The organism is Rubripirellula amarantea, from assembly GCF_007859865.1.
Classification (GTDB): Bacteria; Planctomycetota; Planctomycetia; order Pirellulales; family Pirellulaceae; genus Rubripirellula; species Rubripirellula amarantea.
The window spans coordinates 818249-831067 of sequence record NZ_SJPI01000003.1; the positions used below are offsets into that span (position 1 = coordinate 818249).

At 54.0% G+C, this 12819-nt stretch carries 9 protein-coding genes; all 9 read left to right on the plus strand.

Annotated elements, in window-relative coordinates; all coding sequences use genetic code 11:
• The first annotated feature begins 2 nt into the window (after positions 1-2).
• The 9 genes from Pla22_RS23120 (at position 3) to Pla22_RS23160 (ending at position 12813) form a co-directional block, all read left to right on the plus strand.
• Entirely contained in the window at positions 3-1133 is a 1131-nt protein-coding gene (locus tag Pla22_RS23120; protein WP_146517171.1) for an aromatic ring-hydroxylating oxygenase subunit alpha, read from the plus strand.
• Between the two features lie 77 nt (positions 1134-1210).
• On the plus strand, positions 1211-1978 hold the full coding sequence (locus Pla22_RS23125; protein ID WP_146517173.1) for an SDR family oxidoreductase: 768 nt from the start codon (positions 1211-1213) through the stop codon (positions 1976-1978).
• A complete protein-coding gene (locus Pla22_RS23130) occupies positions 1971-3401 on the plus strand; it encodes a hypothetical protein (protein WP_146517174.1) in 1431 nt (476 codons plus the stop codon). Before Pla22_RS23125 ends, Pla22_RS23130 begins: the two co-directional genes overlap by 8 nt.
• Before the next feature lie 48 nt (positions 3402-3449).
• Positions 3450-4847: a hypothetical protein gene (locus Pla22_RS23135; RefSeq protein WP_146517176.1), complete on the plus strand. Its 1398-nt coding sequence runs from the start codon at positions 3450-3452 to the stop codon at positions 4845-4847.
• Between the two features lie 325 nt (positions 4848-5172).
• Entirely contained in the window at positions 5173-6498 is a 1326-nt protein-coding gene (locus Pla22_RS23140; protein WP_146517178.1) for a DUF1559 domain-containing protein, read from the plus strand.
• A 133-nt stretch (positions 6499-6631) separates the two neighbouring features.
• Positions 6632-8827 (plus strand): APC family permease, encoded by a 2196-nt coding sequence (locus Pla22_RS23145; RefSeq protein ID WP_165440805.1) that lies wholly within the window; start codon positions 6632-6634, stop codon positions 8825-8827.
• A 26-nt stretch (positions 8828-8853) separates the two neighbouring features.
• Positions 8854-9549, plus strand: coding sequence for a DUF2293 domain-containing protein (locus Pla22_RS23150; protein WP_146517179.1), 696 nt, complete (start codon positions 8854-8856; stop codon positions 9547-9549).
• A gap of 85 nt (positions 9550-9634) precedes the next feature.
• Positions 9635-11314 (plus strand): sensor histidine kinase, encoded by a 1680-nt coding sequence (locus tag Pla22_RS23155; RefSeq protein WP_146517181.1) that lies wholly within the window; start codon positions 9635-9637, stop codon positions 11312-11314.
• 149 nt (positions 11315-11463) lie between these two features.
• Positions 11464-12813, plus strand: a complete 1350-nt coding sequence (locus Pla22_RS23160; RefSeq protein WP_146517399.1) for a sigma-54-dependent transcriptional regulator — start codon at positions 11464-11466, stop codon at positions 12811-12813.
• Positions 12814-12819 lie beyond the last annotated feature (6 nt).

Here is a 12819-nt window from a genome sequence, read left to right on the forward strand (position 1 = left end):
GAATGTACCAAAGTGAAACCTCTCTGACCGCAGTCCTGCCGGCAAGTGACTACGTTGACACGGCGGCATCCGAGCGCGACACGCACACCTTTCGCGAACAGAGTTGGCAACTTGTTGGCGTCACCGACATGCTTAAGAATGCTGGTGATTATGTGGCCGACGAGCGAATGGGCGTTCCAATCCTGATACGTAATCACGATGGCCAACTGACAGCGTTGCACAACGTTTGCGCCCACCGCCATTGTCAATTGGTTGACCAAGGGTGTGGTCACGCCGAAGAACTTAAGTGTCCCTACCACGGATGGCGATATGGTGCCGACGGCCGGACCAGGAAATTGCCAGGCGCGTCAAACTTCCCCAAGTTTGAGCGAGATGATTATCGGCTACCTCAATTTTCGCTAGAGCAGGTCGGTTCACTTGTGTTTGCTCACCTTGGCGGTCCGAACCGATCCATGGACGACCAAGCTTCATGGAAGACCTTGTTTGCTGATCGAACAGATCCCAAGCGATGGCGATTCAGTTTCACCGATCAACTTGAATACCCGTGCGACTGGAAAATTGTGGTCGAAGGGTCGCTTGAAAGTTATCACCTGTCGGAAGTTCACGCCGAAACGTTTGGGAAGGATCCAGGTGAAGAAAACAGCGATCACGAATTGCGAGACTGGGGAACCACGTTTTCTACTACGCTTCGGGATGACGCATTCTTGACACGTTTGGAAGAGCGCACGATACGGTACTTAACGGGTTCCTTTGACCCAACTTACCGGCATGTGCATGTTTTCCCCGGTGTGATGGCATCTTTGACGGATTCGCTGAGCTTAATCTACCAAGTGTATCCGACCGGTAATCAAACCTGCGCGCTTCGGGTATTTGGATTCACGCCTCGGGTCACGTCTTCAAGTCCAATCAAGCGAAGCATCAGCGCGGCGCTGCGACGAACCGCCGAAGGCCTCGCTCGCAAAGTCCTAGATGAGGATGCAGCGATCTTTCCTAAGATTCAAGCCGGAATGGTCGCCGCTGCGAGTGTGCCCGAAACCGGTGGGCGAACCGTCAGCTCTCGAATTTTTGGTCGCTGTGAAGAGCGACTTCACGCGTTTCAAACCAATTGGGCCGAATTATCCCAGCCTTCCTGACGCAACGAGCAGAATGATTGAATATGCTCTAGGGCAACCGACGTTCCACTGACACGACACAGACACATTCGGAAACGATGAAAAACGATCTCCAAGGACGAACCGCATTGGTGACCGGCGCAAGCCGAGGGATTGGTCGCGCAATCGCGCTCGAACTGGCCCGCCAAGGCGCTCGCGTCGCCGTGAATTTCCTGAATTCACAAAGTGCCGCGGTTGAAGTAGCAAGGGCCATCGATCAAATGGGCGCCGACGTGATGTTGGTCAAAGCCGATATCTCATCAGCGGACGACATCGCTGCTATGGTTGCCGAGGTCGAACATCAATTCGGTGCACTCGACACGATCGTTAGCAATGCTGCCGCGGGTGGGTTCCGTGATCTAGCGGACCTCACTCCGGTCAATTTTGAAGCCACCATTCGCAATAACTCCGCACCCGTGATTTGGTTAGCGCAAGCTGCCGCCAAAGCGTTGAAGTCCGCCAATCATCATGGCAAGATGGTTGCCGTTAGCAGTCACGGATCTCGCTGGGCGGTGCCTCACTATGGAGCGATCGGTGCTTCCAAGGCAGCCCTGGAAAGTTTGATGCGCCACCTGGCGCTCGAACATGGGGACGATGGAGTGAATTTTAACTGTGTATTGCCGGGAATTATTGCTACCGACGCAATCGCCAGCATGCCGGGCGCCGATGCGTTGGTCGATGCTGCAACCGATCGCATGATGGTGGGCAAACGCAAGTTGTGCGAGCAAGACGTTGCCGAAGTAGTCGCGTTCCTATGTAGCGACGCTAGCGATTTAATCCAGGGGCAAACATTGATTGTCGACGGTGGAGTTAGCATCCGTGCCTGATTCTGTCGCCGAATTGATTTCAGCGAAGAATTCCGAAGTCACATCTACCGTCGTTGAGCGTTACTTCGCGCGACCGTGCCACGGTTCGGGAATGGTGTTCGATGGCGCGGTATCCGTCGAAGGCGAAATTGATCTTGAACGATTAACACAGTCGTGGCATTTGGTGGTTCAATTTCAACCGCGTCTGTTTGCAAGGCTGTCGGGCAAAGGAACGAAACAAAAATGGAACTTGCGTCCCTTTAGCGCAGACGAATGGAAGATCGAAATTGCCAATGGATCAGCGTACAATCGTGATCAATTGATTGCCTCCATAGCGCCTCGACAAGGCATCGCTGGAAGGCTCGTGATTCATCAGGTCGAGACGAGCGAATGCGTTTCAAGACTGCATTTCTTCTTTCACCATTCGGCCATCGATGGCGTGGGTGCGATCCGAATCGTCACCGCTGTGCTTCGTCAGTATCAATCCGAATCGCTAGGCAGTCCGACCAAACGAATTGCAAATGATGCCGATACTGACGAGACATCGAAGCAATCCGATCGTCCAAGCGACAGCAATGCGAACGCAGCGGTTAAGCGACGTTTGATTAGCCTTCCCAACCCACGAAACGCCTGGGTAACCATTCGCGGGCACAACGCGATGCTGGATCGACATTCACACGACAGATTACCCAGTCTCGAATCGGACCATCTTCAACGATCGCTTGTTGAATCACACGGACCGTTCGTACGAACCACGCTAGGCCAGCACACCTCCTCGCGATTGCGACAGCATCTGCGTCGAAAGAGTGTCACTCTTAACGACTTCTCGGTCGCCATTACTCTTAAAGCGCTTAGCCAAATCATATCACCGAGGTGGGGCAGATACTTATGCGTGATGAATCCTGTACAAACCCGTACTTGGAAACAACGCCGCGAAACGAACAACCATGTTGGCTTTGCTTTTGTCCGAAGGCGGCATGAAGAACTGGAATCGGTGGACCATTGCGTTGAAGGTGTACAGAAACAGTTGACCTATGTTCGAGAGCACGGAATCGCGCACGAACTAGCCGATGGCATGAAAATTCTTGAGTCCATTCCGTTGGGATTTCCCACGGTTGAAAAGCTTCGCTGGTTTCTCCCTACTGCAAGCGTGACGTGTCTATCAAATTTGAAGTTTGGACGACGATTGGGACTGGAGTCCAGGACGAGCGATTTGAGCCCGCATGACCAGAAAAAAACGCATTTCATCGGAAATGCTAAGCTAAAAGACATCGAGTTCCTTGCCCCAATGCAGTCAAATGGGCAGCTAGCAATCACAATATGGGAAACAAGTGACAGTGTTTCGCTATCGTGGAGGCACGTCGGAACGGTCGCGGCGGCGGAGCGATGCTTGGCCTTGGCATCACTCTGGACGAGTCTGGTCGACGAGCAAATTTCAAAATGACTTCGCGGTTCATAGTGCCGCCTACGGAATCATCATCTGAGCAAGTTTATGAACAACCAAGCTACATTGAAAATGGCGACCCTCGGAATGTTTGCTCTTGTTGCCGGGATGTTGGGATGGTCCCTAATGCAACAAGAACAGTCCCATTCAACCGCTCACGCCGATGCGACGTCTAGCCAATCCAAAGTGAAGCCCACTCCGATCAGTGATCTTAGCCTTGGTAATTTCGGCGATGGTATTTCGCAGTCCGATGAAAGTGACACAAACAAGACCACCAAGGTCGATTCGCCCGAACTTATATTGAAGGTTGGGAAAATTGGTTCCACGCCTGATCGCCAAGAAGTAACCACGATCAGCCATTTGCCTTACACAGGTACCGAAATTCGCCGGATCTACACCGCGTCTGCGGATCGCGCATGCCGCATGTTGGTACCAGGTTCGCCAGTGGTTCCCGCTCGCACCGGTGCTCGACCAGGACGAGTCGGTACTTATGGTCGAATCCCGACGTTCACCATCGGCTTGACATTAGGCAGCGAGGGAATCGACAAGTTACCCACCGTCACTCGCACGCAGGTTGAGAAGTACTTGCGAAAGCACAGACTTTCCGTGCAGCCGATTTTGTTCCACGACGAATCGGGACACTTGTACTTCGGTACCGATTGCCAAACAGCATTCTTTGAACTTGATCGACCCGGGGTCACCGTGGATGCCGAGCCGATGATCGAAACCGCCGTTCAACGTTTCCGAGCCTTAGGTATCGTCGGCGATGGCTCGAGCGCCCGAATTAGTTCGCCCGGTGGCATGCAAGAAACCAATACAGTTCTCGGCCGAACGCTAGCCATGGCGTTCACTTTCGAGAAAGCGGAAGGCCTGCTTGCGCTTACCTCCACCAAGCCTAAAGTCACGACTGAGCTCTTGCTGCTGCATTTGCCTGCCGAATCAACCGTCGACAATCCTGACGTGCGAGTCTTTATTACTAGCGACGATCGACAGACACTGCATCGTTTGGACGTCAGCAACGAACGCCTCCATTCGCCCATCCCTACCATCTCGGCCGAGATTCGGTTCGCCAAAACGGTCCTGATGGGAATGTATCCCGCTGGGCCAATTGTGACCGGAATACGTTTTCGCAGCGAAGGCGTCGTTCCCATGGAAGCCGTCTTGCAAATGACCCGTGCCAGCAAGGAAACGGGTGCTTCGCCGATGTCAGTGACTGAGATTCTTGATCAGTTCGGCGATTTGTCACAACAACTACCGACTGAATTCACGGATAGAAGCATGCGTCAAAGCGGCCAACGTCCTTCGATGATCGAAAATCGACTGGATCGTTTGATGCAGCAGCGTAGCAATTCTCGGACGGGATCCCCTAATCAGTCCACCGGTAGTGAGGTCAATGAAGAGCGTTCGCCCACCAAGGTCAAAATGATGACCGGTCTGGGTAAGTAAGACTCGGTGGCGTGCTTTCCTTTAGCGGTTCACTTCATTGGTAGTATCGAGTCGCAAGTGCCATTAGTAACAGGAAGGTAGCGAACCGGAGCGACTAACCTTCCGCACACTCGCTGGCAAAGTTAACGATCTTGGCCGGCGCGGATTCTGGCCTGTGCTAATCTTCTTTGTGCGTGCTGATCTTTGTGCGTGCTGATCTGGGTGCGAGCCGATCTTTGTCTACGCTGGCATGAAGTCACCAAGAAAATGCGTTGACATCCCCACCCAAAACAGACAGAATGTCTGAACAGAGCCATCGCTACGATCCCGCACTCGCGGTTCCGCCATGCCTGGGGAAGTTCAAGTGAATCTACTGACACACAAACCGATTTCGCGAGCCACGATTGCGCACGCCGGTTTTACGATCGTTGAACTGCTTGCCGTTGTCGTTGTGATTGGAATGTTGGTGGGCTTGCTGCTACCGGCCGTCCAGAGTGCCCGCGAAGGAGCACGCCGAATTTCGTGCAGTTCTAATTTGGCTCAAATCGGCCTTGCGGTCACCGGATATCACGTCACTTTCGATCAGTTCCCGGTTCAATTGTCTGGTACCGACGGCAGTGAGGTATTGCACCACGACAACGATCGCAGGCTAAGCATCTTCGTTGCCATACTTCCATTCATAAGCCAAGAGCAATTTGCCGACGCGATCGCACAGCCGCTACCTAAGCCGTCCTACGTGGCGTCTGGTTGGAACGATGGGTACGAGATGAGCGACATGGGCGATATGGGCAATATGGATTTCGAGGATGCGAAAGACGACGTTCAAGATGAGTTCTGGGGTGCTGGTGGCCCTGAACCTTTTGTCCATCAGTACAGACCCTGGGTCACCGAAATTCCTTCGTTCCGTTGCCCAAGCGATCCCGGATATGGGAGTCCATCGTTAGGACGCATCAACTACGCAGCATGCATTGGCGATGGCATCGTCGGTTCATCCACCGGTGCAATGAAGCTAGTGAATGGTCGCTATGTTCACGACGATGAATTGCAAAAGACGATTGACGTTTCCATGCGAGGGATCTTCGTTCCTCGACAGGTCACACGGTTGAAGGACATAGATGACGGCAGATCACAAACGATCTTGCTTGGTGAAATTGCGACCGGATTGAGTGACGGGGATTGGCGGACAACCCCAGCGATTGCATCACTCGTCGACTCGTCGGCTTCGCTGCGCGACCAGCCCAACATGGCTGAGACCAGCCCACTTGTTGATCCGGAACGACCTAACTTCTGGAATGATGAAGTCCAGCTCGGTAAGTCTTTAAGCCAACTGGGCCAGCAACGTGGATACCGATGGGCTGATGGAATGCCACTCTATACATCATTCCAAACGATTTCGGCTCCTAACTTCGGGATCATTCTTGATGAGAACCGCGATGACAGCGACGGAGTTTTGCCATCTAGCAGTCGTCATGAAGGCGGTGTTCACGTTTGCTTGGCTGATGGTGCCGTGCGTTTCGTAACGGACTCGATCGATGCGGGAAACCCATCCGCCAAAACCGTCTACCCCGGCAGTTATCCCGATGTTAATCCACCGAGCCCTTACGGTTTGTGGGGGGCACTGGGCACGCGTGGGTCCAGCGAGCTAGCAGCCTCTCAATTCGAATCGCTGTAGGTCGACTACGACGTCCGACCTTCCCATAGCAACATCACAACCGGTTCGCCCTGGCGAGTCGAGCGCTTGCAACGTTAGAATCGTGGTTCAGCCACTTTACGTTGTATCGCTAGTGCCAGGACGGCAATTTTATATGAGCCAAGTCGAATCGTCAGACGAAGGCAACCAGTTTGGCACGATGAGTGGCGTCTTTACGCCGTGCGTGTTGACGATCCTGGGCGTCATCATGTTCCTGAGGTTTGGCTTCGTTGTTGGCCAGGCCGGCGTACTGATGACGTTGGGCATCGTCATCGCCAGCAAGCTGATCACGTTGTTGACCGCGTTGTCACTTTCGGCAATCGCCACAAACACCAAGGTCGAAGGTGGCGGAGCGTACTTTTTAATCAGTCGTTCGCTCGGGCCTGAGTTCGGTGGTGCGATTGGAATATTGTTCTTCTCTGCGCAAGCCCTTTCCGTGTCGATGTACGTGATGGGTTTTACCGAGGCCGCCGCCGGCTACTTGCCCGCCGGGATCTCTCCCACACTGGTCGCAACGCTAACCAATTTCGCAGTCTTCGCATGCGTGGTCATCGGCGCTGGATGGACCCTAAAGCTGCAATTTTTCATACTCGCGGCGATTGTCGCCTCGTTGGCCTCGTTCTACTTTGGCGCTTATCAATCGTTCGACACTCACATGTTGAGCGAAAACTTTATGCCGCAGTTTGATCATGGCGAATCGTTCTGGACGATGTTTGCCTTGTTCTTCCCGGCGGTGACCGGGATCATGGCGGGGGCGAACATGTCAGGTGACCTGCGTGATCCTGCGCGTTCGATTCCTCGCGGAACGTTGGCTGCGATTGGCGTCACAGCGGTTATCTACTTGTCGCAAGCGTTCTTGCTTGCTGGATCACGCCCACGATCCGCGTTGGTCGAAAACGCGATGGTCATGTCCGACATTGCGATCCTGCCGGCCTTCATTGCCGCTGGTGTGTTCGCCGCCACCCTTTCGTCGGCTTTAGGCAGCATGATGGGAGCCCCACGCATTTTGCAATCACTCGCTCGTGATCGTTTGTATCAAGTTCTCCAGCCCCTTGGTGTGGGTTCGGATCGAGATGGAGAGCCTCGACGCGCCATCCTGACCACGTTCCTAATTTCGCAAGCAGCGATCCTGTTGGCGGATCTCAATACGATTGCTCCTTTGATCACGATGGCTTTCCTAGTCACTTATGGGTTGTTGAACCTCGCCACGTTCTACGAGGCGATCACGAAGAACCCCAGCTACCGTCCTCAGTTCAAGCTTTGCCATTGGTCCACATCGCTTGCCGGTGCGATTGGCTGCGGACTTGTCATGGTCCTTATCGATTGGCGATGGGCGATTGTGGCCATCGGTTTAGTCGCTGGTTTGCACGCCTATCTTTCGCGGATTGATGTGAAGTCGGACTGGGGCAACCTGCAAAGCGGCTTATTGTTTGAACGCACACGTCGGAACTTACTTAAGCTCGAAGACGAACTGTATCACCCCAAGAACTGGCGTCCCTTTGTATTGGCACTCAGCGGGACAGGATTCAGTCGACCTCATTTGGTGGTGTTTGGAAGTTGGCTAACATCACAAACCGGCGTGTTAACCCTCGGACAAGTCATACCCGGTGAACTTGACGATCGGCACCGACGGCGAGATTCCCAGGAACGCATCCTGCACAGCATGATCAGCGAACACAACCTCAGCGCGTTCCCAGCCGTTGTCGTTGCAGCCGACTACATCGCGGGCGTCGAAGCCCTGGTCCAATGCCAAGGGCTCGGAAGATTGCGTCCCAATACTATCTTGCTGGGGTGCCCACTGACGGTCGACCGGATGCGAGTGTTTGGTGGACTGCTTCGCAATCTTGAAGGCCTCGGTCGTAGCGTAGTCGTGCTTCGCCGGATGGATGAACCTGACAATGATTGGGTGGCGCCACGCGGAACGATTGATGTTTGGTGGCGAGGTCGTGCGAACGGAGAGCTGATGGTGTTGCTGGCACACCTATTGTTGGAAAATCCTTCCTGGCAAAACCGAACGTTAAGGTTGCTTCGCGTGGTCGACACTGATGCGGGAATAAGTGAAGTACGTTCGCACCTCGATGGCCTTTTGCGTGAAGCTCGCATTGCCGGAAAGACTAAGGTCGTGGTATCAAGCGACCCCGCATCGGCCATTCAGACAACCAGTCGCGACGCCGCTTTGGTGTTTCTTGGAATGGAACCTCCCGAGCCAGGTCAGGAAGACGAATTCTTCTTTCGTACTGAACAGCTTGTTGGAAAATTACCGCGAGTGGCTTTGGTCCGAAGTGCGGGTGGAATGAGACTCGAAAGCTAGATCAGGACAACCTTAAGAGACGTAACTTGGCGAAAAAACAGGAAGCATTGGATGTCGGTCCCGGTCCCGACGAACGCAGCGTACGGTTCACCGATGGCACCATCAAACAGGTTCCCGCCGATTGGAGCCTGCTGCCGCCGGGCGACGCTGGCCTGACTCGCCGAGTCAAATCAACGGGGCCAACCTGGACCGTGAAAGAAAAAAAGGGACGCAAGGTTTTTTCGCATGGCGTTTGGGCGCCATCGGCACAAATCGAAGCCGCGAAGCAATCGGTGGCAGCGGATCGTGCTGACCCGGCGTACGCTCGAAGGAAAGCTACTGACACAGCTCGTCGCGAGAAAAAGCAAACTGCCTACGTGGAAGACTTTCACGGGGCGGTGCTGGACTTCCTAAGGTTCGACAAACGCTATCAATCCGTCGCCCAGAAGTTTGCGACCGCTGTCACAACGTTGGCAACCCCGGTCGGCAGCGGCACAGTGGCGAGGACTCAACGCATTCCGATCGAACGGCGAGCCGAGTCCGCGGTCATCGCTTGGATGCGTCATCAGACCACCGCCTACGACGACATGAAAATTCCTCGCGTCAAAGGAAAACGTCGTGAGGTGCGTCGAATGTTGGCCGAGGAATCAAGAAAACGATTGGAAAACTACCGTCGTGGGCTCGATGTTCCGTCGAACTGCCCCCTAATGCAAGCAATTGCGACTCTTCAATCCACGCCTTGATTCATCTTGCCCAAAGCCACTCGGCTCGATACTGTGTGGAATCGAGACAGGATGTTTCACGCACCGAGCTAGGGAGGGCAAGAGCGTGGTTAAACGTTGGCCAATTCGTACGAAGCTTATCATCGCTCTGACATTGTTGTCGGCGGTGGTGCTGTTGCTGGCGTCTAGCGGTTTGTGGGGGCTCTATCAGTACCGCAAACTTGCCAATTCGATTAGCCAACGAGCAGTCGAAATTCCGCTGGCGAACGATCTGAGCCGACTAGCGCTCACGATTCGCGAGAGTCATATTCGCAGCAGTGAAATTGACAACCAGGAACGCATGATCGAAACGTCTAGCTTTGATCCGTTGTTTGACATCGCAGCCCTTGAACGAGATCGTTTCACAGAAACGTTGCTCAGCTTCGATCTGGCCATCCGCAAGTATCAAACTCAAATTCAAGAAGCAACCGAACAGCAATCGTTGCTCGTCGACACCGCTCGCCAACAACGTAGCCTGGGTGAGATCCGTGCGTCATTTGACTCACTTGAAGAATTCCTTCGAGCTCCGCTTCCCCTAGACTTTTCCCGGCGAGCTGAACTCGAAAAACGCCTCGATGGCCTTGTTGACCAAACTAATGATCACCTGACCGCCATCCATACGGGCATGGCTGAATTCAGCACTGAGGTTCGCGGCAAGTATCGCACCTCGATTGGGATTGCTTGGGTCAGTATCATTTGCGCGCTGCTAATCGTCGTGGTGTTCCTGATCGCGTTTCGATCACTTGTCGTTAAGCCTTTCCGGACATTGATCGTCGGCTCTCGGCTTGTTGCCGGCGGCGAATTCCACCATGTCATTGACTTGGGCACCGATGACGAACTGAGTGAACTTGCCTCGGCAATGAATGACATGACTCGTCGCTTCCGAAACGCACTACAGCAATCCGACAAGCTATGCGCCGAACTGGATCACCAAGTTCGCGAACGCACGCGTGAAGTCATTCAGAACGAACAACTTGCAAGCGTTGGGTTCTTGGCAGCCGGCGTTGCTCATGAGATCAACAACCCGCTCGCCACCATCGCCTGGAGTGCTGAATCACTGCAGTCCCGTTTGGTTGAAATGGCGGGTTCGGGTGATGGTTCCCAATCTTTCGCACCAGACCTAACCCAACAGCTTTCTGAAAACCTGCGTCGTATTGAAGATGAAGCCTATCGCTGCAAAGGCATCACCGAGAAGCTGCTCGACTTCAGCAGACTTAGCGAAATTCGACGTGCGAAAACTGACTTGGTCGAATTGGTACACGACGTGGTCGCAATGGTGAGCACCGTCGGAAAATTTCGTTGCAAAACGATCCACGTGGATGCTCCCGAGCAGGCGTTCGCCCACGTCAACCCGCAAGAAATTCGCCAAGTGGTGCTGAACTTGGTTACCAATGCCCTCGAAAGCGTTGACACCAACGGTGCCGTCACGGTCTCCGTCAAGATGGATGACAATATCGCTACCGTTGTCGTCCAGGACGATGGATGCGGGATGACCCAAGAGGTCATGCAGCATCTATTCGAGCCATTCTTTACCCGACGACGCGATGGCACGGGTACGGGTCTTGGGTTAAGCATCACCTACCGAATCGTGTCTCAACACGGCGGTTCCTTGATCCCGTACAGCGATGGTGAAGGCTGCGGATCGCGGATGGAGATGTCGCTACCGATTTCACCGGAATGCGAAGACAACTTGGCGAGCCACCGGTTCAAAGTTCTTGCACCAGCCGCAACCAGTCATGCCGCCTAGCCGCGGCAAAACCAACGGCCAGAGCGGTTTGTCTCTGGTCACTCGAACTTAAATACAAGCGCGATTACAACGCGACTTAACTACAACGCTTCCTATCGACTCACTGCAAACTGATCGTCATGACATCAACTAAAAACAAGAAGCCAGCGATGCACATTCTTTTTGCCGATGATGAGAAGAACTTGCAAGAACTCATGCGCACAGAACTGCCTCGCATGGGATATTCCGTCACGGTTTGCCCAGATGGGTTAACCGCAGTCGCAGCGTTGGAAAAGGAATCGTTCGACTGCATGATCGTCGACCTCGATATGCCGGGGATGAACGGAATCGAGGTGATCGAAAAGGCAAGAAGCCTGCGGCCCGAAATCGAAGCGGTCGTGATGACAGGAAAGCCGAGCCAAGAAACCGCGATCGCGGCGTTGCGTCATCAAGCGTTTGACTATCTGACCAAACCATCGCGACTAGCCGACATCGCGGGCCTACTTGGACGAGTTGCCGAACGACGCCAGAGCAAACGAAAGTTGGCTGCTTTGTCTCACCGAGTGAAAGCGGCTGAGGGGGGATCCACTTTGGTTGGATCCGGTAAGGCCATGAACGCAGTCAAGAATTTGATCTCAAAGGTTGCCCCCACCGACAGCTCGGTCTTGATACGCGGTGAAACCGGTTGTGGTAAAGAACTCGTCGCACGCGCGATCCACGACGCCAGCTTGCGAGCCGATCAGCCGTTGGTCCCTGTCAACTGTGGTGCTCTCCCCGAGAATCTCATCGAGAGCGAACTGTTTGGTCATTGCAAGGGTGCCTTCACCGGTGCCGATGCAGCTCGCACGGGACTATTCGAAGTCGCCGAGGGTGGCACTATTTTCCTTGATGAGATTGGTGAACTTCCTTTGGCCATGCAAGCTAAGTTGCTGCGGGTTCTAGAAACAGGCGATATCCGACGACTCGGCGATACCCAAACCGTACATGTCGACGTCCGAGTGGTGTGTGCCACGCACCGGGATCTTGAGCAAATGGTTGAAGACGGTACGTTCCGCGAAGACTTGATGTTCCGCATCAACACCTTCGAGGTCAGCGTCCCCTCACTTCGACAACGCCCCGAAGATATTCCAACCCTTGCCAGGCACTTGTTGCGTCGGCATCGCAGCGATGGTAGCGATGACAATCTATTCACTGATGAGGCAATGGAACAACTGCTTGCCCATCGCTGGCCTGGTAATGTTCGTGAGCTTGCCAACGTGATCGAGCATGCCGCGATCCTGTGCGAATCGCTGCCCATCGGTGGTGACGACTTACCTCAACATTTCGGCAAACGCAAACTACGCAAAGAGATTGCGGAATCGGGGCCGATGACATTGCGAGATCTCGAGATGCTCGCGATCAAGCGGGCAATCGAGCGGAATGATGGCAACAAACCTGCCGCCGCTGAAGAACTCGGCGTCAGCCTGAAGACGCTCTACAACAAAGTCAACGCTGCCGAGGAAAAGAAGCAAGCGGCGTAAGCTCTG